This is a genomic window from Candidatus Coxiella mudrowiae, from assembly GCA_001077715.1.
Classification (GTDB): Bacteria; Pseudomonadota; Gammaproteobacteria; order Coxiellales; family Coxiellaceae; genus Coxiella; species Coxiella mudrowiae.
The window spans coordinates 1,385,831-1,411,345 of sequence record CP011126.1; the positions used below are offsets into that span (position 1 = coordinate 1,385,831).

A 25,515-nucleotide genomic window follows, 5' to 3' on the forward strand; every position below is an offset into this window, starting at 1 on the left:
TTATTTCCATTATTCAGCCCGGAGGGTCCGTAAGAGATAAAGAGGTTATCGAAGCCGCTAACAAAGCGAACATCACAATGATCTTCACCCATCAACGTCATTTTAGACATTAGGACCGAAAAGTCTCCTTAAGAGCTATGTATGAAGCTTAAGGAATAAATTACATACAATTAGGAAAAATTTATAAGTCGAATCGTTATAACCACCAGCAAGGTCACTCTTTTGCTCCCCTAAATTTAAAACAATATCGTAACCTTCTTTTGTAATTGCTTTTCATTGCGCTGTTTTATAGGGAATGACTGATGCTAAGTGATAGTTATTAGGTTTCATATAAAGATGGACCCACTTTGTATATCCCGCATCTTTCAAATTCATTATGGTGGGTGCTTGATGATTCTCATAGCGCCCCGTAACAAAAAAAATAGCAACTATTGTGTTTAATAGCCTAATTTATAGAGTTCAAACGTTGGTAGAATTGTTGGATCATTCGCACGCACTTCTGCATTATTTTATTCTGTTCTCGTACCACCAAAATCTAAGTTTTTGATGTTGGAATAAGAAGACTATTTCTTTTTTAATATTTCTAAATTTTCAGGAGGAGATGCTAGAGAAAGAATAGGCATTAAATCTAGTACTCCAATAACTATTTTGCTCATTTTTATTCTGTTTTTAGAAAAAAAATTAGAAAAAAGCCCGAAAGGGCTTTTTTCTTTCAAATAAATAATATAAACAACTTTAATTATTTTTCATCATCTACCAAGGTAACCTTAAACCCAAGCCGGGGACCGCTGACCGGATAATACCGGCTGCTTTTTCTGGTTGCAAGTAATTAGAAAAGCTATAACGAATATCAGTTCTACTTAAGTTTGGTTGTTTTGCTTGATATTCAATATGCTCCACATAAGATCCACTCTTACCGTCTTTATGCACATCAAAACTTACCATTTTATAATTATCACAGCTGAAGGAATATTCCATGGTAACCGGCATTTCTGCGCTTTCTCCTGGCTTAAAGGTATGATCCGCCCATCTCGGCGATCCGCGGGTGAACGCAATGGGTTTTCTGAGTTACGAAAGTCAAAGAGGATCCAGTTCCATTGGCAAGGCCGATAGTGGATTTAAAGGTACCTGCAAAACCACTAGTTGCTGCAACCAACAACCCCGCACTCAGTATGTAACTAATTGTTTTTTTTTATAAAGCCCTCGTTTCGTTGAACGTTGTTCCTTTTCCAAATTATCATTACAAACATAATCATAACATTTTACGCCAATTACGTACTTAACTTAAAATTAGCGTAATTAGTTCGAGACCCTAGCCATCCCCAGGAGTAGGAAAGCAGAAACTACCTTTTCAGGCTCATCAGCGACCCTTACCGCAGAAATAACTACTACATTCATGACTCCCGTACTCAAAACAGCCCCTAGCCGCTCTAAACCAATACCTTCGATCGCTACAATGGAATAAAGGGAGATTTCTAACCAATAACATAGGACCGCTAATCCATGAGGTGAAAAGCGATTGTTTTTACAGTCGTTTCATAAATAGGCCCAAACGCAATATAAGAAGAAGGAAAGGCATGAGCACATGCTAACTCGTAAAGCGAATGAGTACTAATGCCTAAGCGTAAGTTAGCACCGTAAATAGCAGAAATATCGGCAGTTACCAAATCCTCTTGTCCTAAATAAACGCCATAAACACCAGCCTCAATGGCAAGTTTCCAATAATCATTAATAAAGAGTTTTACTTGATAGTGTCGAGCTAAACGTACACTTTCAATTACAGATTGTTTAATAAGCGCTAACTTTTGATTTTTAATTCGTAACTGTATCGTGCGAATTCCCCAAGTTAATAACTTTCGCACCCATTCAACGCTATCAAAATAGGATAAAAACCCAATTCACCACAACTTAAAAAAAGAAGCTGAAGAAAAATTGCCTTGTCGTGCCACCGACGGCAAGTCAAGCAAACGTTAAGGAAAACCGCACCACCTTAATTTAAGATATTGTTATTAATTTCAAAATTCTCACGAATTACTTTTGTTGGGTATACATTTTTCCTAAAATAAGAGAATTTTCTAATCAATATCCTCGAGCCAAAGCAGAACTAATCGCTGAGCTTAAACTACAACCCGTTCCGCGAGCACAGACCTTCTTAATTTTGGAATTAATTAACCAAAATTTCTGCTCGCTATTTGTAAAAAAATCAACTGACTTCACTCCTAATTCTAAAAAAGCCCACGCTGCCATTGCGATATCTTCTAGCGAGTAAATTTTTTTCTGAAGTAAAATTTTAGCTTTAGGAATATTTAGGAGTTAACAAATCTACATAGAGAAAAATAAGATCTTTTAAAGCACTAAATTCGGTAAATGAGACACCAGATGTTAATTTTAGGATCGGATCACAAACGACAAGACCTTTATAATTTTACAAATAAGAATTGATCGTAGCCAAAATTGATTTTTTAACTAAGAGTCAAAATTTAATGACGGATGGCACAAATGCTTTTTCTAAACTCGTAATTTACATTTGGATAAGATGAGACGAATAAAGAATTTCCAACACCTGGTGCGCATTCTGTGCTATGAGAGCAGTGATAATAGTAGCTGCGTGAACATCAAAATCATGGCATGTGAGCAAATCAACTTGGCAGCTTGCGCTGCCCAAGCAATCAGAACCGCCTATTACCTAAACAATAGCTTTTTTCATTTTGGAAGGTCCGAAAAAAGGGTTTATCGATCAAAAGTGTTGTATCTTTAGCGATATTACGTTTTTCAATCATGCTGGCTTCATAGCCCAATCGGTCAGCTTTGATCGCATGGGCAAAGGCAAACGCCCAAGCCATGGAAATAGGATCATTAGACAAAGCTACCGCCAAATTTAATAAAATGGCATTAAAACCCATTTCCTCCATAAACTCGCACTGCATGTGAGGGCCTTCCAATGCCCGCGTCGATAATCAATGTGATATCGAGAAATCTTTCTCGCAAGAGGCACAACGCATTAGGGGTTCATTAATCCTCCTCCCGAGTGGCGAAGCCCAAGGTATTAAAATACGACAGCCGACAATCGATTAAACCGCTGACACAAAATCAGGTCTTCCGTATAATAGAGCCACACCTCAAACCTTTTTTTAATTAACGTTTCAGAGAGACTTCTATCAGGACGAAAGGATTTGGCTGTAGGGTAGTGGTATTCATCCTCAATGATTTCTAATTTAACCCAATGCGTATTAAATAATTCTCGGGCTAGTTGCGCTGTTATTACAGCTTCTTTAACGGTACAGCATCCCGCTGTGTTCGATAAGATGTGACAACCCAGTGATTGTATTAACTTCCCAAAATAATTCTTTTTTTTGCGCTGCATATCATCGGAGTTATTACTTCGATATGATCACCTGGTTGAAGACGGTTAATTACTACTTTGTTAATCGCCACCGAAAAAACTTCTGAAAAGCATTTATTAACTAGTAATTTTTTTCAATGTAGTTTGAAGCAAAATTATCAGAGGTTCGCCATTTAAATAGATGTTGAGCAATTTAATTACCCTTCTCACCCTCTCCACCCCTTCTCCAAGCAGGAGAGGCAAAAAAATTTTTCCAAGATTTCATTTAATCAAGCCCAGTGCTAACAAAAAACTATGTCGATAGAGAGCATTAATAGCGATTAAACCATGTTGCCAATTAATGCGAGGTAGATTATCGAATAAAGCAGGTCGTAAGGCTGTCACTGTTTCTACAATTCGGGCCTTAGCAAAGCCTCGATGAAACGCTATAAACTGCTGATAATAATTCCAAATAAGTGCGCACAGAAATGGACGAAGTATCTTCTGATTCAATTTCGCTTGCGCCAACCAGGTAAATCTAGTTAGGCCGCGGAACGATGTAAACTCTATAATGAGAATGTAGCAATCGAATAGGACGACTTAAATGTACATCAGGGGCGTGCAAGTAAATTAATTCCAATCGAAACAGCACGTAAATCATTAAATTGATTGCTTCCACCAATTCCTCGACAATCAAATACACAATCAAATAAATATTGTTTTCCTTTCAATTGTTTTCCTTTCACAAAAAACTAATTAGGAATTACTTTCTCTACAAATGTATTTTCATGCCAATTCACAGTTATTTTTTTTGCTAATGCTTATAAAAGTAAGCGGGAATCAATGTGCGCTTCCAGAGGTAAAAAATAACCATCTCTAAAATTTAATTCTGGTTCTAATTTTTTTAATTTCAGATTGAGATAATTTCTGAATACATAATTCTTTCATTTTAAATTGCATTTGTTTCAAGCATTGCTCTTTTCTGCTGTATCTTCTGAGTGCGCAATCACGAGCGTTCCTTTTTGTTAAAAAAATTCGCTCAGACAACGCAGTATAGTAGCCATTGTTTTAATGAATATACAGCCTGACCAAAAATCATTTTATGTGATGTTTCGCATTCAGCCACTGGCGATAACATTCTTGCTGCAGCATAAGCGGCACTTTTTTGTCCGCTTTTATCATCCTTATTAAATAAAGTCACCGGCCATCCTGCTAGATTTAATCACCAGGCTAACAAACGACCTATTAATCCAGAACCTAAAATCCAAGCTTGAATTTTCAAAGCACTTTTTCTTTTTCTAAAGCACACACTTCGTAGCTTATCTTATAAGGACAAAACTTAGGCCCACACAATGAAAAAAATGTCAGTGTTTTCCTGATTCTTTCTGTAAGGTTTCATCATGAAATGTGCAGGCTGTTTCTGGATCTAACGCTAAATTAAACTGATCGTGCTACCAAAATTCAAGTCGCGCTCGGGATAATAAATCATCGCGTTGTCGCGCGGCTGGATGTCCTTTGGCTAAATCCGCCGCATGTGCGGAAATTTTGTAAGCGATTAAACCATCCTCAACATCTTTTTTATTGGGCAACCCTAAATGTTCTTTCGGCGTTACATAAGGAAGAAGCACATACCCCTGCCAGGCAATCAACGCCCCCCCTGCCAGGCAATCAATGCCGCGACAATGCTGCTTGCTATATGATCGTAACCAGCAGCAATGTCAGTGGTTAGTAGGCCAAGCGTATAAAATGGCTCCTCTTGGCAATACATTAATTTCTTAGTCATATTTTCTTGGATCAAATGAAAGGGAATGTGTCTCGCTCCTTCATTCATCACCTGCACGTCGTTTTCCCAAGCAATGCGATTTAATTGACCTTGAATTTCTAATTCAGTAAATTGTGCTTCATCATTAGCATCTGAAATAGAACCGGGTCACAACCCATCACTTAATGAAAAACTGACATTGTAAGCACCCATAATTTCAGATATTTCTTCGAAATGCGTATAAAGAAAATTTTCTTGACGATGTAGTGTGCACCATTTCGCCATAATCGAACCACCTCGAAAAACAATTCCCGTTATACGTTTTTTCGTCAGAGGAATAAATCACCGCAAAACACCAGTGTGGATTGCAAAATAATCAACGCCTTGTTCGGCTTGAGAAATTAATACCTCGCAAAAAATATCCTAATTAAGTTCCACAATGTTTCCATTCACTTTCTCTAAGGCTTCATAAAGTGGGACTGTGCCAATAGGCACTAGGAAATGGCATAAAATCATTTCGCGGATTTTTTTAATTTTCTTTCCTGTCGATAAATTCATTACGGTATCAGCCCCCACCGCACGACCCAAATTAATTTTTCTAATTCTTTGTCGAAGAATGAGCGAACTGCCGAATTGCCAATATTTGCATTTACTTTAACTAAAATCCCACCAACCAATAATCATGGGCTCACATTCAGGATGATTGATGTTGGCAAGCAAAATAGGACGTCCTTTGGCAATTTCATCACGCATAAATTCCGGAATAATTTGTTGCGGAATTTGAGCTCCTAAGGAATTTCCATGTAAACGTATTTCGCGTTCTTAATTAGTTTCGCGCGAAGCTTTTTGTTTTTTGATTTTCACGAATTCCTACATGTTCGATTTCTGGGGTAATGATTCCTCGTTTTGCACAGGCTAATTGCATCATAGACTGGCCATTTTTTAATCTATGGTTCACGCAATCGAGGCAATCCATGCGAGACTTGGAGGGCAATATTCTTATCCGAGTAGGGACTTGAGGTGAGGTATCGTAAAGAATTAAGGCATCCCCATTCGTCAATTGAATTTCGCACATCCCTACGCGAAGATTAGGAAAAAGTTTTCCATGATAATAAATTTTTTTCGAAGCAGGATAAGAAATCATAGTTCTCCTTCAGGCATACGAAGAGAAGGAAAAGCATAGAAAACAGGTATTTCTCTTTTCTTTGAAAGCATTATCTTGTGCAGGTTCAACGGGTCCAATTAAATCGTCTCAGCTTTCGCTCCCCGAGAGATAATGAAAGAATATCGGATTAACAGCTCAAATAGCAAATGGAAGGCAAAATAAATTACTCTAATCTTGGCTAGAGGTTTTTTCTTAAGCAGGGAAGCTTATGGTGCTACTTATGCTAATAATAGTAAGCGAGCAGAAGCTCCGGAATTTCCATCCTAAACACTTCACCTTTCTTCCCTCTCTTTCCAGAGTAAATGAATACAACGAACAAGTCCTATTACAGTCTGAGGAAGAGCACCATAGGCAATTACCTGTCCTATCAAAGTAGATCCGAAAACACTAGGAAAAATAAAAATATTCCTGAAATAAAGACAAGTGAAACTCTTGTCTTTATTTAGAGTTTCACTACCTCCAAATTGAAGCTCCAGAGGATTTTTTCAGAAAACGCCGAGTAAAATTAGTTAAAATTAAATTTAAAAACCACAACCACCCACCCAGCTTCCAAAATATAAAAGTATTTTTGCCCCTATCGCCTCTCGTTCATATTGTTCTATACCACAAGCTGCTCGAGCAATAACTTGTTTTGAATCATACAAATCAGGGTATTATTCCACCCTATAGCTGGGATCTGGAAAGATGAGTTCAAGGACAGCATTCCTGTATTCACAAACTTGGATGGCCGTTGCATTTACTCAATCGGGAGCAAGAGAACGCATCACGGTGGTTCCCCATTGACGAATATTATCCTCATAATATCCCTCAATAATTGTGGATATGAACTCGTTAAAAGCGACGCTTTCGTAAGTAGGAGTAATCCCAACATCTTGATTACTCATCAGACAATCCGCAAAGCGAATGTATACTTCTTCCGCATAAGTTTTGACGGGCACGGCAATTGTGCACAAAACTAAAAATCAACCCTGACCATGACGACAAATTTGCTCTCATGCCCAACCAACCATCTGCATAACAATGCTTTCTCGCAAAGATCCGAAACCAACTTGATAATTTCTGATTGAAAAGAGGGGAAGACGCACTATAAATTTTTCTAAGATTACTATTCGCTATCTTATTATAATGTTTTTGTCAATCATACTCCATTGAAATTAATGTTTTATTGAACTCCTATTCCTCTCTCTAGAAAAATGCTACCATGTCGCTCTATGAAGTTTTTATTACAATGGAGGAAAAGGGAGCACGCTTTAGCATCGAAAGTGACCCAATCAGCTCAGGTTAAAAGATCTGGGTTGCTCCCGGTAACGCCGGGACCGCTCTAGAAAATAAAGTTTAAAATATTTCTATCAATGTTTCCAACATCAATGCATTAATTAATTTCATGCAAAAAATAAAATAGATCTCTCCCTTGTGGGTCCCGAAGTGGCCCTAGCCGATGGAATTGTCGATCAATTTCATCAAGTAAATTTAACCATCTTCGAACCAACACAAGCAGCTACACAATTAGAAACCTCCAAAAATTTTTGTAAAGCGTTTTTAAATCGTCACAATATTCCTACCACAAATTTTGTAACTTTTAAAAATCAAAATGACGCTTTAGCATATCTTTTCGTATCGTTATTAAGGCGAGCAGCCTTTCAGCTGGGAAAGGAGTCTTTATCACATAATCGTTAACAGAAGCAAAAGCACTGTTATTTCGATGATGGAGGAAAAACAATTCGGCATAGCAGGACAAGAAATCGTAATCGTAGTTGAAGAATTTTTATCCGGCGATGAACTAAGCTTTATTGGAATGGTCGATGGCGAACATATTTTACCCCTTTCTGGTTCGCAAGATCATAAACGGCTCTTAAATGGAGATCGGGGTCAGAATACGGGTGGGTATGGGGGCTTATTCACCCGTTCCACGGTTATCGGATACCTTAGAAGAAAAGGTAATGGCTAAAATTATATACTCAAGTATTACCGGCCTAAAAGAAGAAGGAATTACTTATGTGGGATTCTTATATGCAGGATTGATGATCACGCCAGATGATAATGATCCAAAAGTATTAGAATTTAACGTACGCTTAGGCGATCCCGAAACCCAACCCCTTATGATGCGGTTACGTTCCGATTTAATTAAATTAATTTTAGCCGCTCTGTCTGGTAAGTTAAATCAAGCAAATAGTATTTGGGATCCGGGGCCGCCTTGATCATAGTCATGACTGCTCGTAGTTACTCTATGAATTATGAAAAGGAGCATATTATCGAAGTATTAGACCGTCCACTAATTTCCAATGTTAAAATTTTTCACGCGGGCACGCGAAAAAACCACAACAGCATCGTCACTGACGGCGGACGTGTTCTTTCTGTCACCGCCTTAGGCATCGGTTTATGCGATGCGCAACAAAAAGCTTATCGTGTGGTTGATCAAATTAGCTGGCCATGTCATTATCGGAACGATATTGGTTACCGTCCTATTACCTGATTTTCATCTAAAGAATTAAAGTTATTGCCAAATCGTAATTTGATCGAAATGGTCACAGGAAGCCAATCGAATTAATTTATTATCTCGATAGGCTGCTTGAAAGGTTTGTCGTTGTATTTTACCATTCATAGTTTTAGGTAAAGTTTTAGAACAAATAAACAATTTCATAAATTTTAATACCAAAATTTTTGCTGATACATTCACGGATATTTTCAAATAGAGGTCGCCATTCATTTTCGTTCTTAACTCCTTTTACTTCAGAAACCACCTTTTACTTCAGAAACCACAATTAATTGCTCTTGGCTCTCCCATTCAAAAGAAAAAGCGGCAACGCTAGATAATCGGACACTTGGATCACTTTCGCTGACTGCTCATTCAATATCATCGGGTGAATAACTTTCGCTTCGAATAATGATTAAATCTTTTAAGCGACCATAAAAAAATAATTCCCCATCAACGACGAAACCTAAATCCCCAGTACGAATATAAAGCCCCTGTCCTTCTTTGATGTAGGCGTTAAAAACGCCATTGGTCAAAATTTTATTTTCCCAATAACCCAGGGCCACGCTTGGTCCGCGTAATCATATTTCTCCAACCTCACCTGCTATCAAAAAATGTGTAGATTTAGGGTCAACAATTATTAATTCGCAATCTTCGAAATATCTTCCCACACTTAAAAACGACCGATAAATTACGGGAATCCAATTAACCACACTGCCAGTAGCATATAAAATAGACTCCGCCAATCCATAGCACGGATAAAACTTATTATGGCTAAACCTACAACCTGAAAATTTCTTTGAAAATTCACGACGTTTTTAGGTAGTTCATTTCTGAGCTGGAAAAAGCTACTTGCCAATAAGTTAAGTTGAGTGTCTGTAGTTGTTTTTCCGTAACACGTTGCATACATAATTCATACATAAAATTTGGTCCGCTACTAATTTGTATCGGACATCTTGGAGATAAGCTCAAACCAAATTAGGGGGTGTCGCAAAAAATCCATTGACGATAAGAGCACACTGGGAATACCATCAAACAAAGGCAAAAATACCCCTACCACAACTCCCATGTAATGAGTTAAGGGCAACCAGCTAACAGCAAACTGAAAAAACCAGGCACCTCCAATTTAAAAATATTCTGTACATTATGATATTTTCATGGGTAATCATAACTCCTTTGGGGTCACTGGTTGAGCCAGAGGTATATTTCAATAGAGCGATTTCAGAGGCGGTGGGGAGAAAATTTATTTCTTTTCCTTTTTAATTTATTTCTTTTCCTTTTTTAAGTCCAATCGATCTATCGTTATTTTTTTTGAAATTGAATATTTTCTTTAGCTAAAAAAATGAATAATATTTTTCAGTCGTCAATACAATCGACGGACTTGCATTTGTAATAATGCTCTGCAAGTGTGGCACAGAAACATCAATACGGCCAGGTATTTGATTCTGAGGATAGGCTGGTACCGCAATAATACCGGCATACAAACAGGAAAATAAAGCAATAATAAAATTGATATCGGTGTCATAAATTAATAAAGCCCTATCATCGCCACGGTTGACTGTTTTTAACAATAATTCAGCTAATCTATTGCGCTTTCTTGTTTAATCCGGCATAAGTAATTTCCTGCTTTATGCAGCCTTGGCTATTAACCAAACGATAAGCAATGGAGTTTAATTTTTCTAACGCTTGGCGGTGTAAACAAAAAAGCATAATTAAAATATGTCATCAGGTTTTTTCATTAATCTTTTTCTGGATATAATCAATTAACTCGCTAACCGTTTCTATTTTAAGAATATCGTTTCCCATTATATTTAGATCGTATTCCATATTAATCGCACTGATTAAATTCACTATATCTAAGGAATTGAACCCTAAATTGGCCTGAAATTTTGAGGTATCATAAATATTTTCTATGGGTATCTGAATCTGTACGGAAATAATTTCTTTAATTCGATTTTCATAAACTACCTGTATACGTTTCTGAAAATAAGGAGCCCAATATTTATCCCATCGTTGTATAAGATCACGATCATCAATTTCCCACGGATGGAATCCAGATTTTCTGTAAGCTTCATATAAACTGTAGGGAGCAAAAATACCTAAAGCCCCCAAAAAAAACTCTTCGCACAATTTATTTTTATCGATAGTAATTGGTTTACCTCCTATAAGCTGATCAATTGCCATAAAATATAAAACGCTTTTAAATAAATCTTCTAAAACCATTTCGTTAAACGTCTTCCATTCGTTTTTATGCGCAGAGTTCTCAGTAGGCATATGGCCATACATATCGGTATAACGATCAAAACAAACACCTTTATGTTCCAATTCTTCCGCGGTGTGATAGCCAAATAAATAGGCCATCATAGGGTCAATCTCTTGATATTTTTTCTAAAATTAAGAATAAACCGTCGAAGCACATAAGCAGAAAGATTTTCCAATAAACAACCTACCCAAAAAGCCACTCGGAAATCGCGATCGGGGTGATCGGGGTCTAAAAGTTTAAAAAATTCATCGTGCTGTTTTTGAATAATTATAGGGATTCGCGCATACCCCAAGATTTCAACCCTTCATTAAGTTTATGGTGCAGACTACGATGATTGCCTTCCTGTTTAATAAACTATTTTGCATTAAAGCAAAACGAGGGGGGTTAATTAGCGGTAAGGCTTGTCGCATCACTCGCATAGCATACGCTTCTGTAACATGCAGTATTCACCGAAAATAAATTCAGGAAATGAGATTTTAGTGGATCATCAGCAAGCTAAATTTGACTGAATTTCGAAGGACAATCGAAGTTAATTTATCGACATTGGAGCTTGATCTCAGGTGGTGAGAAGAGGGGTTGAGACATTAATCATTTCTACTAGTGCTACCTCCTGGCTACTCTTTAAAAAAAATAAATTATCATTAAATTAGAGCCCAGTCAATTATTAAGCTCAGAGCGCTCATAGGGCATAGGGGACTGCCCTCGGATTCAATCCTAAGTAAGTGCTTTAGTAATTCAAGCTCCTAATTACACTAAGCTGCTCAAGTACATTACAGGTATAATAAACTAATCGGATTGATTTTATGAAGTTTTTTCGTTGATGAGCAGAGAAATCCTCAATAATTTTCTAACCGGTGAAACGGCAATCGACGGTTTATTGACCAATGGTATCGAAGAGTAATCGAAAGTATTTGATTCTCAGATGGCCATTAATCCTTTGGTCGATGCTTGTGCCCCGTTTCTAACTATTGCCACCCAACTGAGGGTCAAAAATCACGGACCTAATTTCAATAAACTGCATTTCCAATTATCTGATGACATAAGAGTTTTTGAGGCTAAAACTGATTCTCAAGCTTACCATTCTCATATCGTTTTAGCTGCGCGCTATTTCATCTGTGTATTGATCGATGAAATTATTCTTCAAACAAGCTGGGGGAAAGACAGAGGATGGAGGATGGCGGCAAATAGGCTTGTTAAAGACTTTCCAAGGGGAAATGTGGGACGGAGAACGCTTCTTTGTCATTCTTAAACGAAGCGCTGAAGAGCTAGCTCTTCATTTGGATCTCCTCGAATTAGGTTATCTTTGCTTAAGCTTAGGATACCAAGGAAAATATGATGAAAAACCTGATGGGTGTGGGGATTTTTCAAGATCTTTTTTCCAAGTTACTCCTTGATCAAAACCCAAATAAAAAACGTATTTGGCGTTTACCTCCCCTATGGGCTACCGTAAGTGGTACTCTTGTGGTTGTTTTAATTGGGATTTATCTTTCCTACCTACCATATTTATCTCAATAAAGCAGTAGCGCCTCTTATTCAAAGATTAGAAAGTGTATCGGCGACTCAGACTAGCCAAAAAATCTCATGAAATTTCTTTTACTTCGAAATAAAACGAAATGGATATTATTTATTTAGTCTTAAAAACTCAGTAAAAACTACCCTTCTGTCTCGTTCTGAATTTGAATTAATTTCTCCCTATCAACAATTTTTAAAAACTATTAAAAATACTCAAGCTATTGATTGGTGGATTCAGCAGGACGCTGTCTTTATTGATCTTCCTGGAAAATATTGTTCTACAAAAACTCTCAACGAAGAAACCAAAGGTCTTTGGAAAAGGTCTTTGGAAAATGCTTCTTGAATCATTCAAAGGCAAACGCCGACCGAATGCAATCCTCTTGACAGTAGATTATTTAACTCTTTTTCAAGATCAAGAAACCATTTCTGAAGAAGCTCAAGGGGTAGTATCACAATTACAAACCCTATTCGCTCTAGGACCTATCCCTATTTCCCTGTTTTCCTCGTGATTACTGAATGCCATCGTTTGAGCGGTTTTTTAGATTTTTTTTGGATCTGGGACCAGTAAGAACGTCAACAATCCTTGGGGTTTAACTTATTTAAATAATTCAGAAAAATTACCTTTTCCAGAATTATTGAAAGAGCGCTTTCCCACTTTTATTAAAGGCCTTTCCCCACGTTTATTCTGACGTCTTCATTATAAACAAAATCTCACCCGTCGGGTTCAAATTAAAGATCTGCCTCTGCAATTCGGAAAATTAACTGAGAAATTAGAATATTAGATCGATAACTTGCCCATTGATAAAATGCTTTTAGCAGGTATCTATTTCACTAGTAATCAACAAAGTGGCACATCCGTAAATATATTAACTCAAGCTATTGCTGAATCTTTTGTGCTTTCTGATGTTTCTTATCAGCTAACATGTTACCGTTCACAACCTTACTTCGTTCAAGGGATGTTCGATAAAGTGATCCACTAATCAACGCATTTCTTGCCACCGCCTATCCAACCTCGTTGGCAACAACTCTCCATTTACCAATCGGCAATTTTAGTAATTTTAAGCACCTTTCTGTTTTGGAATCACAGCTACCATCAGAATCTGAAAATTATCAATGCGGTTAAAACCTCATTACCCACTCTCCACTCTCACGAACGATAATTCGCTTTCTTACCTTGAGCAGCTGCAAGAAACCTTGATGGCTCTTAGTGACAAGAAAATTTCTAAGATTGGATTTAACCAAGCCGCTAAATTACAGAATCACATGCAAAATCCGTATTCACAATTAATTTACAATGATTTTGTTCTTTATTTGGATGGAATTTTAACTACAGAGATTCATGAAATGATCAATTATAACGAATTTGCTCTATACCAAGCTTTGCAAACCTATCTCATGTTGACAGAGTCATTGCATCGTAACGGTGAAGTTATCTGAAATTGGTTCAGTCAACATTGGAAAAAACAATACCCCAACCAAACCCAAAAACAGCAACAATTATATCAGCATTCAAATAATCTCTTACAATTGCCTTCCTTCGTATGGCCAATTGATGAAAATACAATTAAAAAAGCTCGAACAGCTTTACAGAAAAGCCCATTACCCGAAATTGTATTTGCCATAGTGGACAGCCAATATGAACAAAATTAAATCCCGCTCTCCTTTCAGGAAAGGACCTGTCGAATACAAACATTCCGATATTTTATCAAGCGGATTATTTTAAATGAATTTATTATAATCAAATTCCTAAATTAGCAAAACTCGTTAGCCACGGTGACTGGATTTATAGGTTCGACGGAAAGTAACCTTACTTCAAAACAATTAAATACGTTAAATAAACCAAGCCAGAAAAATTTATCTAAATAATTATCTCACAGCATGGCAACAGGCAATTAATCAAATCAAATTGACTCCTCCCCTCCCACCTGCTTAAAAGAGACTATTAAGGATCTTCAAATGTTGGATGACATCCAATCGTTTTTTTGGCAAACGATAGAAAAGACAGTAAATGATCCTGCTATTCAGAATTATTTAAATAACACTAAAGAATTCGATTTAATGCGCTTTATTACCGCTGGGGACAATCAACTCCTTGTGCAATCGAATCTAAAAGCGCTCAATTCAATATGTGGAAAAAATCACTACCTCAATTGATCCCATCCAAGCTGCTTATAAAAACACAGTGCAACGAATGTAAAATGATCGAAAGGATGATCCTTTAACATATGCACAAGCGATAGGAACGAAAATACCAGCACCTATTAATCAGTGGGTTCCTATTCTTTCTCAAAAGATATGGAAATCTATGCTTGAGAATTCTCATCAATACTTAAATTCAATTTGGACCTCTCTCTAGTGGTGCCTGATTATAAGCACTCTATTTTTATTCCATATTTTCGAAGATTCCATAACCTACGTCTTGATTAAGAATTTTAATCATTTCTTTAGACCTGATGACGTTGTAGAAACGTTTTTTTTAATGATTATTTGGTACCTTTTGTGGATAACCTCACACCCTTTATTTGGACCTAGAAGAAATTAGACTGTGAAACGACCGGAATCCCTAAAACAAGTCTCGACATGATAACTCGAGCTTCGATGATCTAAAAAATGTTTTATACCAATAACTCAGATGAACCAATACTCAATTTTACATTAACTCCCACGAGTTTCTCTCCGAACGTAAGCCGTTTCACTTTTAAATATCGGTGGTCAGATAATTAATTTCGAGCCGGGTATTAACCCTGTGACACAAGTCAGTTGGCCAGGTTTTGAAGGTGACTTCGTCACCTTCAGTTTCGATACCTTAACTCCGCACAAACCGACTACCGCGTTAACAGGTCCTTGGTCATGGTTGCATTTGATCTAACAATCTCAAATAAAAACAATCAGCAATCCTAAAACTTTCCAACTGGCTATAAGATTGGAAAGCAACATAGCTCATTATCAGCTCACCGCTGATAACTCGATTAACTCCTACTCACCCACACTTCTATCCGCGTTTCGCTGCGTAGATAATCTATAAGGTTCAATTACTACTTTAAATATTTGAATAATTTATGAAAATTTTCTTTAGTAATTGTCTATGAATCGATCAATTTCGTTGGTTTTTATACTTCTTCGATACTATAGTTCTAAATATGAATACGACCTTTCTAACTAAGTGGAAGAAGGAATTGAACCATGAAATCACTACTTATACCCACTTTCACCATAGCTTTTCTATTGGGTAATATGGCGCTCTCTGATAACTACGACGATAACTTTGACATCGCTTCAAGCTATTCCATGGACTTTGATGGTGAGAAAACAGCTGGAGAGGATTTTCTTGATAGTCAGAATGCTATTTTTTTTTAGACAACAGCCCTTACAGTCTCATTGCTGAAGCCGAAAACGTGGTAGAAAGCTACGATAAGCCTACCCAAGCAAATTCGCCCTCCGGGAGAGTGGGTTTTTATCTTTAGTACCCGTATCCTCCGATGAGCCACTTAATGATTCGGACAGTTACCTGGTTGCAAGCAGTACAGTAAGTCTAATGGGGAAGGTATCAATTACTGTCCGAGCTTAAGCAGACCTTGTCAAACCCTAACGGGTAACTTTCAAATTTCACGCAAAGGGGACACCAGTTAGTGTGTCCAGTCGTTTCCCTCTCACACAAGGGGGAGAGCACCTATGCCCTATTGCATGTTTTTCAAGGAGGCGATACTATCATCCATGGTTCCCCGTATATCTCAAATCGTAACACCAGTCATCGCTGTATTCGGGTTTATCCCAGTACCGCAGCTTGGCTTTCCAAATATTTCATGCGTCTGGGAACTAAAGTAATTGTATTGCCTTAACTAGGAGCTAGTCGGTTAGTACATCGGACCACAGACAAACACCCCTTCTCTTTAATAACTCCAAAAAAGTCCGATGTGCTACTTTTTCTTCCTTATTCGCCGCTATAACCGGCAAAGGCTTACGGTCGATATCTAATCGTCGAATTTGAGGCGATTGCATAACTAGGGCAGGATCTTGCTGTTCAAATAATTTAGTTTGACCACCGGTCATCAACAAATAGACCTGGGCTAGAAGTTCAGCATCCAATAACGCCCCATGATATTCACGGTTAGAGTTATCAACATGGTATCGTCGACATAGAGCATCTAAATTATTATGCTGTCCAGGATGTTTTTGTCGAGCAATTACTAAGGTATCCAAAATTTTACAATAATCAGGGATTATTTTGAAAGGCTTTCCGGTCAACTTCAATTCATGATTTAAAAAACCCACATCGAATGAAGCATTGTGAATGATTAATTCAGCTCCTTTGAGAAAAGCAATAAGTTCATCAACAATATCGTTAAATGAAGGCTTATCGGCCAAAAAGCTTTCCGTAATGCCATGGATATCAACAGCGTCGCGTTCGATAGAACGACCCGGATTAATATAGAAATGTAGATATCGGCCTGTTAAACGCCTATCAACCATTTCTAAACAACCAATTTCAATAATGCGGTGCCCCTCTTCTGGAACAAGACCGGTCGTTTCTGTATCTAAGATAATTTGCCGCATAAAAATCCTAGTTCATTTAAAACAACAATTCATCAATACCACGATTGGCTAGACGATCGGCAATCTCATTTTCGGAATGGCCACTATGCCCCTTCACCCATTGCCAACATACCGTATGCCGTTCAATTTCTTTTTCTAGGGCTTCCCACAATGCTTTATTTTTAACTGGTTTTTTCCCGCTGGTTTTCCATTCCCTCTTCTTCCATACAGGGAGCCACTCCGTTACTCCGCGACGCAAATATTGAGAATCCGTCGTGGCAATAACATAACAAGAGAGTTTTAGCGCCTTGAGCCCTTCAATAGCGGCGGTCAGCTCCATTTGATTGTTGGTGGTATTAGGAACACCACCATAAAGTTGTCGCTCATGACCGTTATAACGCAATAAAACTCCCCATCCCCCAGGGCCTGGATTACCGCGACAGGCACCATCACAATAAAGGTATACAATATTTTTTTCTTTTTTCATAATTTCAAGGATGGGGTTGGTTTAATAACACTCTGTACAATCACCGATTCTTTTTTCCACAAAATTCTACGATGAACTGGTGCGTAGATCTCTTTTTTAGCAGCTAATAGATAAATACCACCTGCGGTAGGGAAACAAACCTTTCCAATTATTTCTTTAATTAAGTGAAGCCGTCGATTCGACCTATTTTCAGGCAGAAAACCATAATAAAAAGTTTTGCTAAAAGAAATGGAATATTTAAAATTAATTAACCAGCGCTTTACTTGTTCGCAAGCCCAAAATTTTCCATTCCAGGGAACTCCACGTTTAATAAAAAATAATTTCTCAAGCCCCCACAAGCTCCATGGATTAAAGCCAAAAATAAATAATCTACCTCCAGGTTTCAACACTCGGAAAATTTCTTGAATTAATTTAACAGGATAATTAATAAATTCTAATACATGCACCAACACAAACACATCGATGCTGTCTGACAATAAAGGCAATTCCTGCCAATCCATTTGTATGGATAATAAATTATCAGTCGGCTCTGAAGTTAATTGAATATGATAGAGGATAGGGCTCCCTGCCGAATGTGCCAGAGTCGTTTCTCCGCCAATCTGAATTAAATATTTTCCGCGAATCGTTTTCAAGAATCGTGTCGCTTCTTCATTTTCCCAGGATAATATCAAGGACCCCGGAGGATGTTGATACCAATCCCGCATGATCTCTAGCGACGACCCGTCCATATTCGCAAATTCCGAATTCATATTTTATACTGTCAAAGTACTTAATTTTTCTTATAAGAAAAGTAATCTTTGTCTAATGTCTCACACAATTCTTGCTATTCCCACTCTTAATGATAACTACATCTGGACCATAGTGCATCTAAAGAAACAAACGGTTATAGTAATCGATCCAAGGGAATGAAAACCCGTTCTGGAAATACTCGAACAACAAGGTTTAATGCTTAACCGCTATATTACTAACTCACCATCATTGGAACCATAGGAACGGGTATTTCCGGACTTTTAGAGAAACATATCCCGTCTGTTTATGGACGCCCGCTAAGGACACTATTCCGCTCCGTGTTCGCCCTGTTAAGGATGATGATCAGATTACTTTATCTTCAATTAATTTACCTTTACCATTTTAGCCATTCCAGGCCATACCTTAGGCCACATTGCTTATTATGGCCATCAGTGGGCTTTCAGGTAATACATTTTTTGCTGGCGGCGGCTGCGGGGCCGACTTTTTGAAGGTTCGCCGGATCAACTCTATCATTCGTTACTTAAATTAGCAGCCCTTCCTTCTGATACTCGACTTTATTGTGGTCATGAATATACCTAAGAAAAACCTCACTGTTTTTGCGGCTTTACGCTGATGGAAAGATGAGTTTTGATAAGGAATGAGTAAAAAAAATTTACTATTTTCTAAAAATTTTCAATTAGTTATCAACTATTAGTCAAAATTTTAATCAATATTTCTTGATTGTGGAGGTATTTATCAGTAATATCGCCGAATGCGAAAATGGATCTCCAAAATTACCATTGCGCTATTTGCTTTAAGTCTTATCGGCGTTACTACTATCGCAATGCCAGCCTCCTCGGGTCAGCGGTGGAAGATTAGCGATATTTTTTTTCATTCGAACAACTTATGGAGGGCAATCAGTCCCTATTTTGCCATTTATGGAAAATACGTTAACAATTATTATGTCCAAAACCAAATCCGTTGGTTTCGAGGTCGACAATCCTACCTTTATGAGTTAACGCAAAATGCGCGACCTTACATTTACTACGTACTTCAACAAACAAAAAAGCGTGGAATGCCGGCGGAAATTGCACTTTTGCCAATGATTGAGAGTAATTATAATCCCTTTTTGTATTCTAAGTGCGGAGCCACAGGACTTTGGCAATTAATGCCGGAAACTGCTACGGGTTTTGGCTTACTTATTAACTGGTGGTACGACGAACGACGGGATGTCGTAGCGTCGACGAATGTGGCTCTAAATTACCTTCAATATCTTCACGATTATTTTCATAGTTGGCTTTTAGCTGTAGCGGCCTATGATGCAGGAGAAGGAACTGTGGCAGCAGCCATTCGATATAATCGTCGCCGTGGCCAGCCCACTGATTTTTGGTCTTTACCGTTGCCCTATGAAACTCGCGAATATGTACCAAAATTGTTGGCGTTGGCCGATGTGATTAAAAATCACAACTTCTATGGTTTGCACCTCCAACCGGTGGAAAACCACCCTTACTTCACGACGGTGGTTTTAAAAACACCAATGAATTTTAAACAATTATTAAAACTCTCCGGTTCTTCTCTGAAATCGTTAAGGCTATTAAATCCGGGCTTTTGCCGATCCACTACAATTCCAAACCACACCTATAATCTTCTAATTCCTACTAATAAAGTCAATGAGTTACAAGAAAATCTCACCGTGCTGGGGGAACAACATTTGATGAGCTTATTATTGCATCATCGCGTGCATGCTGGGGATTCATTGAGCATTTTAGCAAATCGTTATCACACAAGCGTCACGGAAATCCGTGAAATGAATAAATTAAAAGGGGATATGATTCGAATTGGCGAAAATTTATTAATTCCTGAAGCTCAAGCTACTCCCTATACCTCTAACAATTATCATATCTCCGAAGATAATATCTCGCGTCCTCAGCGTGTGGTGGATAACGTAAAATCCCATGAAACCATTATTCATATTGCTCACCGTTACCATGTCACTCCTCAGAAAATTTATTTTTGGAATAGGATAACGAAACCTAAAGAATTAGTGGTAAGACAAAAATTAATCATTTGGGAGCCTAGCGCTTACAAAATCCGATATCATATTGTCAAATGGGGAGAATCGCTTTCTACTATCGCCCACCATTATAAAACCACTGTAGCCAAACTGCGCCACAGCAACCATATAGTCGGAAATACAATTCGTATTGGACAACGCTTGGTGGTATAAGAAAAATTATTGACAGGGCTGTTCTTATACGAAAAGTTTTTGCGTTAGAGGAAGAATTCTATGACCTCTCGAATTTTGGATGGGCGTGCTTGTGCAGAAAAGGTCAAAACCCATGTTAAAGAAGCTATCTTGGCAAGACAAAAGAAGGGCCTCTCCACCCCTGGTTTGTCTGTTATTTTAGTCGGAGAAGATCCTGCGTCCGCTGCTTATGTTCATCAAAAAGAATTAGCTTGTCAGGCAGTTGGTATCCGCTCAATCATTCATCAAATGGCTAACACTACGTTAGAAGCTGAACTCGCAGCAAAAATTGATCAATGCAATTCCGATTCAAACACCCACGGTATTCTTCTCCAGTTTCCTTTACCTACGCATATTAATTCTTTCCATTTGCTCGAACGCATCCACCCAGATAAAGATGTCGATGGTTTTCATCCTTATAATCTCGGCCGTCTGGTGCAGCGTCACCCTATGTTACGTCCTTGTACTCCTGCTGGAATTATGACACTGTTAAAAGAAACTAACGAGGATCTTACAAGAAAGCACGCTGTTGTGGTCGGTGCTTCAAATATTGTAGGCCGTCCTATGGCTCTAGAACTATTATTAGCCAAATGCACCGTAACCGTATGTCATCGTTTTACTAAAGATTTAGCAAAACACGTCAAGGCGGCAGACCTATTAATTGTCGCCATTGGAAAACCTGGGATTATACAAAGTGAATGGATTAAACCCGGTGCTATTGTCGTGGATGTTGGTTTTAGTCGATTAAGCCAAAATAAAATTGTTGGTGACGTCGATTTTGAAACCTCTCAAGAAAAAGCCGCTTGGATAACTCCCGTTCCAGGAGGCGTGGGGCCAATGACTGTTGCCACCCTTCTCGAAAATACCCTTCAAGCCGCGAGGAATATGGATTAATTCTAGAAGGCAATAAAACTTCTTAACAGAAATTAGAAACAACTACCTGATAAAATTAACAGTCTATATCCTCTGTTAGATATTGAACAGGTAATTAGCAATTATACGGTAATACCATTAATTGCTACCCACGTTGTGGGCTATTAACCCGTAGCGGTAAGTCCTTCAGAAGTAGTACTTACACCGCCAGTTTTCCTTTTATACAAAGAATAGGAATAGTGAAACATCAACGAAGATATTATTCATGAAATAATGTCTTCAGCCGATTGCTGGAACGCTACCGTTCAATCTTTCTTTAACAGTTCGCGAAACAAAAGCAGGTACGCCTGGAAGAACGGTTATTCTAACCCAGAGTGGGGGTTATCCACCTTCTAAGTAAACAGCATTGCAATCGTTTACTTTAAGACCTGTTAACAGCTTAGCTGAAAAATGAGATCCTATACGAGTATGGGTATAGTATGGAAGACAAGCATCGGATAAAAATCCAGGCTGAACAACAATCCAGGCTGAACAACACGAATATTATCGTATTGAAACTGACATCGAACACCAAATATCCAGTTATAGGTTATGAAGGTGTAACCCAATTCTCCTACTAGACCAAATTGTATCAGTGAAACGGAAGTTGGGTGGACAAGAGAATCATCTCTAGCATCAGCTACTGAAGATGCTTTATCCCAAGTATAAGAATATACTAAGTATAAGAATTATACCCAACTCCCAAACCGACATGAAAACCATTCATATCACAAACAGAAACATTAGGCCGACCTGAAAAAGCAGCAGTGGCCAAGCAACATAGTGCAGAAAAACTTATGGGAAGTTTTGTAGTTGTTTCTATTTTGAATTCTCCGTTTTCAACTAAAGTTAAAAACCAAATCAAAATAAGTTTATAGTTAAGAGTATTCTTAGCTTTTTGAAAAGCTAAGGGGGAGATAAAGATATATACATATTTTAAAAATGTCAACACTTAGTTTTAATAAAAACATTAAATAATAGGTTTTTTTTCAATAGGTTTTTTCGTTCAAAATTAATTTATTCTTGCTTAAAAAATAATCAATTAGTGTTCAATTTAAATACTATTTATGAATCTAATAATAATTCGTTTACCACTTTCACAAATTCAGCCGGATTTTTAAGTTGCTCTCCTTCTGCCAAAAGTGCTTGATTGAGCAATAACTCGACCCAACGATTTAAGCGCTCTTTGTTTGACTCACTTTTCACACGTAAAATTAAAGGGTGAGTAGGATTAATTTCTAAAATAGGTTTTGTTTGAATAAACTCTTGACCTGTTTGCAATAATAAACGTTGCAAATGACCACTCATTTCATTTTCATCAAAAACCACACAGCTAGGTGAATCAGTTAATCGATTCGTGAAACGAACTTCTTTTACTTTTTCACCTAGAGTTTCTTTTAATTGTTTGAGTATGTCGTCTAATTCTTTTTCCGCTTTTTGGACTTCTTCTTTTTCTTCTTTTTCTAATTCACCTAAATCCAAAGCCCCTTTAGCTACTGATTGTAAGGATTTTCCTTCAAATTCTGCTAGATGTGCAACAAGCCATTCATCCACGCGATCATGCATCAACAAAACTTCTATTCCTTTTTTTTGAAAGACTTCAAGTAAGGGACTATTTTTTGCAGCTAAATAGGTATCTGCAATAATATAATAGATCTTATCTTGCTCCGGTTTCAGTCGATTAATGTAATCTTTCAGCGAAACATTTTCTTCTTCATTATTATTATGAGTCGAAGCAAAACGTAACAAATTAACAATCCGATCACGATTAGCAAAATCTTCTGCTGGACCTTCTTTTAAGAGCTGACCGAATGCTCTCCAAAATTTCGCATATTTCTGTTTATCGTTAGTGAGTTCTTCTAAAAGACTTAATACACGTTTGACGCAACCCGCTTTAATTTTGTTAATGATCTCGTTAGATTGTAATAATTCTCGCGAAATATTTAGAGGTAAATCGTTTGAATCCACAATTCCTTTAACGAAGCGAAGATACATTGGCATGAAATGTTCAGCGTCATCCATTATAAAAACGTGTTTGACATATAATTTGAGTCCGTGCTGACCTTCACGATTCCAAAGGTCAAATGGTGCTCGCGCTGGGATATATAGTAAAGTTGTATATTCTAATTTACCTTCAACTCGATTATAAGCCCAAGCTAATGGATCTTCAAAATCATAAGCAATATGTTTGTAAAGCTCTTTATATTCTTCTTCTTTAATTTTATCTTTAGATAATGTCCATAAGGCATTTGCACGATTAACAACTTCTTCTTCAGGTTCTTTCTTATTTTTAGCCTCATCCTCATTAATGGTTATTTTTTTCATTACAATAGGACGTAAAATATGATCAGAATATTTAGTAATAATTGAACGTAAACGCATGGGGTCTAAAAACTCTTCTTTCTCTTTTTTAAGGTGCAAAATAACTTCAGTCCCACGCGAAGATTTATTAATGTTTTTAATGGTATATTCACCTTCCCCATTTGATTTCCATTCAACACTCTGGTTTGCTTTCATACCTGCTCGCCGTGTACGCACTATGACGCGATCAGCCACAATAAAAGCCGAATAAAAACCTACGCCAAATTGACCAATTAATTGAGACTCCTCGGCGTTTTTTTCTGTTAATAATTCACGAAATGCACGTGTTCCCGATTTAGCAATAGTGCCTAAATTTTCAATCACTTCCTCTCGATTCATACCGATGCCATTATCACGAATGATAATGGTGCGACTGTCTTTATCAATATCAACCCAAATTTTTAATTCGGCATCGCCTTCATATAAAGTTGCATCCGAAAGGGCTTGGTAATCTAACTTATTCTCTGCATCGGAGCTGTTGGAAATCAATTCTCGTAAAAAGATTTCGTCGTTGCTGTAAAGAGAATGCGCTACCAGGTGCAATAACTGCTTAACCTCAGCTTCAAACGACAAAATTTCCGTTTTGGGTTGAAAAGACATTACGTGACTCCTAGAAAGGTTTTACTCAAAGCTTAACATAAGGGCAAGACGACGAATTTCAAGCCAAAAAAAGGGGGCAAAAGCCCCCCTTTTCCGATACTGTTTTGATTACATTAAGAATTTGTAACCAATACCAACGGTAAAGAGGTCCGCAACAGGTGCCACGAAGCGACTGGAGGAAGCACTTCGGTAACCTGGTACGAACGTATATTGAGCGTTCACAGACCAATTTGGCGTGAAGTAGTATTGAACGCCGACAGAAAACAATGGATTCCAGTAGTTTGAACGAGGACTGATAAAGTTAATCAGGTCTGAGGTTACTGAAGCAGCACTGGATTGATTGTAGGTATAAGCAACACCTAACTTACCAAATACATAAGTATTTTCGTAAATAGGTGCCATAGCCTTCAATGCTGCATAAGGAATTCCACCTTTAATTGTAAAGGTCGTTGGATTAATAGTAAATTTTGCTTTAGGCAAATAGAACCAACCACCTTCAACAGCAAAATATTGGTTAAATTGATAACCTAAATCACCACCAAAAGTAAAGCCACCATTTCCTCGGGAAGAGCTTGAAAGAACACCCAAATTGTTGAGTGTACCGGGTAGAGTCGTTACATCACTTTTCCAGGGACGATAGACATAACCCACATTACCTTCAACATAAACACCTGCATAGCTTGGAGCAGGTATATAATCAGGACCGCCAGCTACTGCAGCGGAAGTAACACCGACGCTAGCAATACCAGCAGTAGCGAATGTTATTATTTTTTTTACCGACATTAAATTTCCCCTATTGATAAATTAATGTTGCTGCAAAGAGCGAACCTATTCTAATAGCAACTTCTCTCTTAATGCAACCTTTTTAATTTTTTTAAAGAAAATTTGTTTTCAAGCTTTTTATTTAAAAATAATTTAAGAATAAATAATTTAAGAATTAAGAAATTAAGTTTATTTTATAATAGTTAGTTATTAATAAGTTACAATAAAACTCTAAAAAGTGGCTAAACCGATGAGTTCATCTTTAACATTGCTTCACGAAAAAATCGAGAACGTCGACTGAAATAATAAAATTTTTCTGAATAAAGGGGCGCGCCTTTGAAACTTGTTTTAAGGATTCAATTTAGTTTTTTAGTGAAAAAACCTTTGTC

34 protein-coding genes and 4 pseudogenes are annotated in these 25,515 nt (G+C 37.5%); 16 read left to right on the forward strand and 22 right to left on the reverse strand.

The annotated features are described in order from the left end of the window. Positions 1-273: 273 nt before the first annotated feature. From CleRt_RS14275 to CleRt_RS06510, 11 genes and pseudogenes are all read right to left on the reverse strand, one after another. Positions 274-450 carry an HAD family acid phosphatase gene (locus CleRt_RS14275; protein WP_371440268.1) on the reverse strand — a complete coding sequence of 59 codons (177 nt, stop codon included), beginning with the start codon at positions 448-450 and terminating at the stop codon, positions 274-276. Positions 451-753: 303 nt separating this feature from the next. Beyond that, positions 754-990 carry a hypothetical protein gene (locus CleRt_RS06480; RefSeq protein ID WP_048875513.1) on the reverse strand — a complete coding sequence of 79 codons (237 nt, stop codon included), beginning with the start codon at positions 988-990 and terminating at the stop codon, positions 754-756. A gap of 309 nt (positions 991-1,299) precedes the next feature. Next, positions 1,300-1,862, reverse strand: a pseudogene (locus tag CleRt_RS12400) (thiamine phosphate synthase). A gap of 217 nt (positions 1,863-2,079) precedes the next feature. After that, positions 2,080-2,247 (reverse strand): bifunctional hydroxymethylpyrimidine kinase/phosphomethylpyrimidine kinase, encoded by a 168-nt coding sequence (locus tag CleRt_RS12405; RefSeq protein WP_235378967.1) that lies wholly within the window; start codon positions 2,245-2,247, stop codon positions 2,080-2,082. Positions 2,248-2,521: 274 nt separating this feature from the next. Continuing rightward, on the reverse strand, positions 2,522-2,665 hold the full coding sequence (locus tag CleRt_RS12410) for a hypothetical protein (RefSeq protein ID WP_306686687.1): 144 nt from the start codon (positions 2,663-2,665) through the stop codon (positions 2,522-2,524). A gap of 4 nt (positions 2,666-2,669) precedes the next feature. Then, a complete protein-coding gene (locus CleRt_RS13510) occupies positions 2,670-2,927 on the reverse strand; it encodes a beta/alpha barrel domain-containing protein (RefSeq protein WP_053097923.1) in 258 nt (85 codons plus the stop codon). Between the two features lie 119 nt (positions 2,928-3,046). Next, positions 3,047-3,364 (reverse strand): beta/alpha barrel domain-containing protein, encoded by a 318-nt coding sequence (locus CleRt_RS13515; protein WP_053097925.1) that lies wholly within the window; start codon positions 3,362-3,364, stop codon positions 3,047-3,049. Positions 3,365-3,604: 240 nt separating this feature from the next. Further along, entirely contained in the window at positions 3,605-3,835 is a 231-nt protein-coding gene (locus tag CleRt_RS10795; RefSeq protein ID WP_200899557.1) for a hypothetical protein, read from the reverse strand. Positions 3,836-4,600: 765 nt separating this feature from the next. Further along, a pseudogene (gene thiC / locus CleRt_RS06500) lies at positions 4,601-6,265 on the reverse strand (phosphomethylpyrimidine synthase ThiC). A gap of 505 nt (positions 6,266-6,770) precedes the next feature. Further along, positions 6,771-6,893: a hypothetical protein gene (locus tag CleRt_RS13520; protein WP_306686688.1), complete on the reverse strand. Its 123-nt coding sequence runs from the start codon at positions 6,891-6,893 to the stop codon at positions 6,771-6,773. Positions 6,894-6,989: 96 nt separating this feature from the next. After that, on the reverse strand, positions 6,990-7,187 hold the full coding sequence (locus tag CleRt_RS06510) for a hypothetical protein (protein ID WP_157870889.1): 198 nt from the start codon (positions 7,185-7,187) through the stop codon (positions 6,990-6,992). A 487-nt stretch (positions 7,188-7,674) separates the two neighbouring features. On the opposite strand from CleRt_RS06510, the gene CleRt_RS13525 reads away from it, so the two are divergent. The 4 genes from CleRt_RS13525 to CleRt_RS12425 are packed head-to-tail and all read left to right on the forward strand — an operon-like array spanning position 7,675 to position 8,722. Next, the gene (locus tag CleRt_RS13525) at positions 7,675-7,926 is read left to right on the forward strand and encodes a hypothetical protein (RefSeq protein WP_306686866.1); all 252 of its coding nucleotides are present in this window, start codon (positions 7,675-7,677) and stop codon (positions 7,924-7,926) included. A gap of 25 nt (positions 7,927-7,951) precedes the next feature. Further along, positions 7,952-8,197 (forward strand): hypothetical protein, encoded by a 246-nt coding sequence (locus tag CleRt_RS13530; protein ID WP_306686689.1) that lies wholly within the window; start codon positions 7,952-7,954, stop codon positions 8,195-8,197. Next, positions 8,190-8,447, forward strand: coding sequence for a hypothetical protein (locus CleRt_RS12420; protein ID WP_235378969.1), 258 nt, complete (start codon positions 8,190-8,192; stop codon positions 8,445-8,447). The genes CleRt_RS13530 and CleRt_RS12420 overlap by 8 nt, the downstream gene beginning before the upstream one ends. After that, positions 8,444-8,722: a phosphoribosylglycinamide synthetase C domain-containing protein gene (locus CleRt_RS12425; protein ID WP_235378970.1), complete on the forward strand. Its 279-nt coding sequence runs from the start codon at positions 8,444-8,446 to the stop codon at positions 8,720-8,722. The genes CleRt_RS12420 and CleRt_RS12425 overlap by 4 nt, the downstream gene beginning before the upstream one ends. Before the next feature lie 21 nt (positions 8,723-8,743). Here CleRt_RS12425 and CleRt_RS12430 read toward each other — a convergent pair whose 3' ends face one another. The 6 genes from CleRt_RS12430 to CleRt_RS12450 all read right to left on the reverse strand — a co-directional run bounded on the left by CleRt_RS12430 (position 8,744) and on the right by CleRt_RS12450 (position 11,277). After that, positions 8,744-8,956 (reverse strand): hypothetical protein, encoded by a 213-nt coding sequence (locus CleRt_RS12430; RefSeq protein WP_235378971.1) that lies wholly within the window; start codon positions 8,954-8,956, stop codon positions 8,744-8,746. Between the two features lie 137 nt (positions 8,957-9,093). After that, entirely contained in the window at positions 9,094-9,258 is a 165-nt protein-coding gene (locus tag CleRt_RS12435; protein WP_235378972.1) for a hypothetical protein, read from the reverse strand. A 555-nt stretch (positions 9,259-9,813) separates the two neighbouring features. Further along, on the reverse strand, positions 9,814-9,933 hold the full coding sequence (locus CleRt_RS14280) for an AMP-binding protein (protein WP_371440225.1): 120 nt from the start codon (positions 9,931-9,933) through the stop codon (positions 9,814-9,816). A 123-nt stretch (positions 9,934-10,056) separates the two neighbouring features. Continuing rightward, positions 10,057-10,293, reverse strand: coding sequence for a hypothetical protein (locus CleRt_RS12440; protein WP_235378974.1), 237 nt, complete (start codon positions 10,291-10,293; stop codon positions 10,057-10,059). Positions 10,294-10,447: 154 nt separating this feature from the next. Then, on the reverse strand, positions 10,448-11,086 hold the full coding sequence (locus tag CleRt_RS12445; protein WP_235378976.1) for a phosphopantetheine-binding protein: 639 nt from the start codon (positions 11,084-11,086) through the stop codon (positions 10,448-10,450). Further along, positions 11,083-11,277, reverse strand: a complete 195-nt coding sequence (locus tag CleRt_RS12450; RefSeq protein ID WP_235378978.1) for a hypothetical protein — start codon at positions 11,275-11,277, stop codon at positions 11,083-11,085. Before CleRt_RS12450 ends, CleRt_RS12445 begins: the two co-directional genes overlap by 4 nt. A gap of 630 nt (positions 11,278-11,907) precedes the next feature. On the opposite strand from CleRt_RS12450, the pseudogene icmH (CleRt_RS14285) reads away from it, so the two are divergent. From icmH (CleRt_RS14285) to CleRt_RS14295, 10 genes and pseudogenes are all read left to right on the forward strand, one after another. Next, positions 11,908-12,087, forward strand: a pseudogene (gene icmH, locus CleRt_RS14285) (type IVB secretion system protein IcmH/DotU); the annotation flags it as partial. A gap of 25 nt (positions 12,088-12,112) precedes the next feature. Continuing rightward, positions 12,113-12,379, forward strand: a complete 267-nt coding sequence (icmH, locus tag CleRt_RS10330; protein ID WP_235378984.1) for a type IVB secretion system protein IcmH/DotU — start codon at positions 12,113-12,115, stop codon at positions 12,377-12,379. A gap of 450 nt (positions 12,380-12,829) precedes the next feature. After that, the gene (locus CleRt_RS06545) at positions 12,830-13,006 is read left to right on the forward strand and encodes a hypothetical protein (protein ID WP_157870891.1); all 177 of its coding nucleotides are present in this window, start codon (positions 12,830-12,832) and stop codon (positions 13,004-13,006) included. A gap of 282 nt (positions 13,007-13,288) precedes the next feature. Continuing rightward, the gene (locus tag CleRt_RS09315) at positions 13,289-13,477 is read left to right on the forward strand and encodes a type VI secretion protein IcmF/TssM N-terminal domain-containing protein (protein ID WP_082160462.1); all 189 of its coding nucleotides are present in this window, start codon (positions 13,289-13,291) and stop codon (positions 13,475-13,477) included. 133 nt (positions 13,478-13,610) lie between these two features. Further along, the gene (locus CleRt_RS13535; protein WP_048875519.1) at positions 13,611-13,934 is read left to right on the forward strand and encodes an ImcF-related family protein; all 324 of its coding nucleotides are present in this window, start codon (positions 13,611-13,613) and stop codon (positions 13,932-13,934) included. A 12-nt stretch (positions 13,935-13,946) separates the two neighbouring features. After that, positions 13,947-14,147, forward strand: a pseudogene (locus CleRt_RS14290) (ImcF-related family protein); the annotation flags it as partial. 306 nt (positions 14,148-14,453) lie between these two features. Next, positions 14,454-14,651 (forward strand): hypothetical protein, encoded by a 198-nt coding sequence (locus tag CleRt_RS06555; RefSeq protein WP_048875520.1) that lies wholly within the window; start codon positions 14,454-14,456, stop codon positions 14,649-14,651. A gap of 550 nt (positions 14,652-15,201) precedes the next feature. Beyond that, a complete protein-coding gene (locus tag CleRt_RS12460) occupies positions 15,202-15,366 on the forward strand; it encodes a hypothetical protein (protein ID WP_306686867.1) in 165 nt (54 codons plus the stop codon). 314 nt (positions 15,367-15,680) lie between these two features. Beyond that, entirely contained in the window at positions 15,681-15,854 is a 174-nt protein-coding gene (locus CleRt_RS12465; RefSeq protein WP_235378988.1) for a hypothetical protein, read from the forward strand. 272 nt (positions 15,855-16,126) lie between these two features. Then, on the forward strand, positions 16,127-16,336 hold the full coding sequence (locus CleRt_RS14295; protein ID WP_371440226.1) for a L,D-transpeptidase family protein: 210 nt from the start codon (positions 16,127-16,129) through the stop codon (positions 16,334-16,336). 7 nt (positions 16,337-16,343) lie between these two features. Here the strand turns inward: CleRt_RS14295 and dnaQ are convergent, their stop codons facing one another. The 3 genes from dnaQ to CleRt_RS06570 are packed head-to-tail and all read right to left on the reverse strand — an operon-like array spanning position 16,344 to position 18,245. Next, on the reverse strand, positions 16,344-17,051 hold the full coding sequence (gene dnaQ / locus CleRt_RS06560) for a DNA polymerase III subunit epsilon (protein WP_048875521.1): 708 nt from the start codon (positions 17,049-17,051) through the stop codon (positions 16,344-16,346). Between the two features lie 16 nt (positions 17,052-17,067). After that, on the reverse strand, positions 17,068-17,520 hold the full coding sequence (rnhA, locus tag CleRt_RS06565; RefSeq protein WP_082160463.1) for a ribonuclease HI: 453 nt from the start codon (positions 17,518-17,520) through the stop codon (positions 17,068-17,070). Beyond that, positions 17,514-18,245, reverse strand: coding sequence for a class I SAM-dependent methyltransferase (locus CleRt_RS06570; protein ID WP_048875818.1), 732 nt, complete (start codon positions 18,243-18,245; stop codon positions 17,514-17,516). Before CleRt_RS06570 ends, rnhA begins: the two co-directional genes overlap by 7 nt. 773 nt (positions 18,246-19,018) lie before the next feature. On the opposite strand from CleRt_RS06570, the gene CleRt_RS06580 reads away from it, so the two are divergent. Further along, positions 19,019-20,473 carry a lytic transglycosylase gene (locus tag CleRt_RS06580; RefSeq protein ID WP_048875523.1) on the forward strand — a complete coding sequence of 485 codons (1,455 nt, stop codon included), beginning with the start codon at positions 19,019-19,021 and terminating at the stop codon, positions 20,471-20,473. A gap of 60 nt (positions 20,474-20,533) precedes the next feature. Then, positions 20,534-21,385 (forward strand): bifunctional methylenetetrahydrofolate dehydrogenase/methenyltetrahydrofolate cyclohydrolase FolD, encoded by an 852-nt coding sequence (gene folD, locus CleRt_RS06585; RefSeq protein ID WP_048875524.1) that lies wholly within the window; start codon positions 20,534-20,536, stop codon positions 21,383-21,385. A 1,083-nt stretch (positions 21,386-22,468) separates the two neighbouring features. Here folD and htpG read toward each other — a convergent pair. Both htpG and CleRt_RS06600 read right to left on the reverse strand, forming a co-directional pair. After that, positions 22,469-24,364, reverse strand: coding sequence for a molecular chaperone HtpG (gene htpG, locus CleRt_RS06595; protein ID WP_048875526.1), 1,896 nt, complete (start codon positions 24,362-24,364; stop codon positions 22,469-22,471). Between the two features lie 108 nt (positions 24,365-24,472). Further along, positions 24,473-25,147: an outer membrane beta-barrel protein gene (locus CleRt_RS06600; protein WP_048875527.1), complete on the reverse strand. Its 675-nt coding sequence runs from the start codon at positions 25,145-25,147 to the stop codon at positions 24,473-24,475. Between the last annotated feature and the right edge of the window lie 368 nt (positions 25,148-25,515).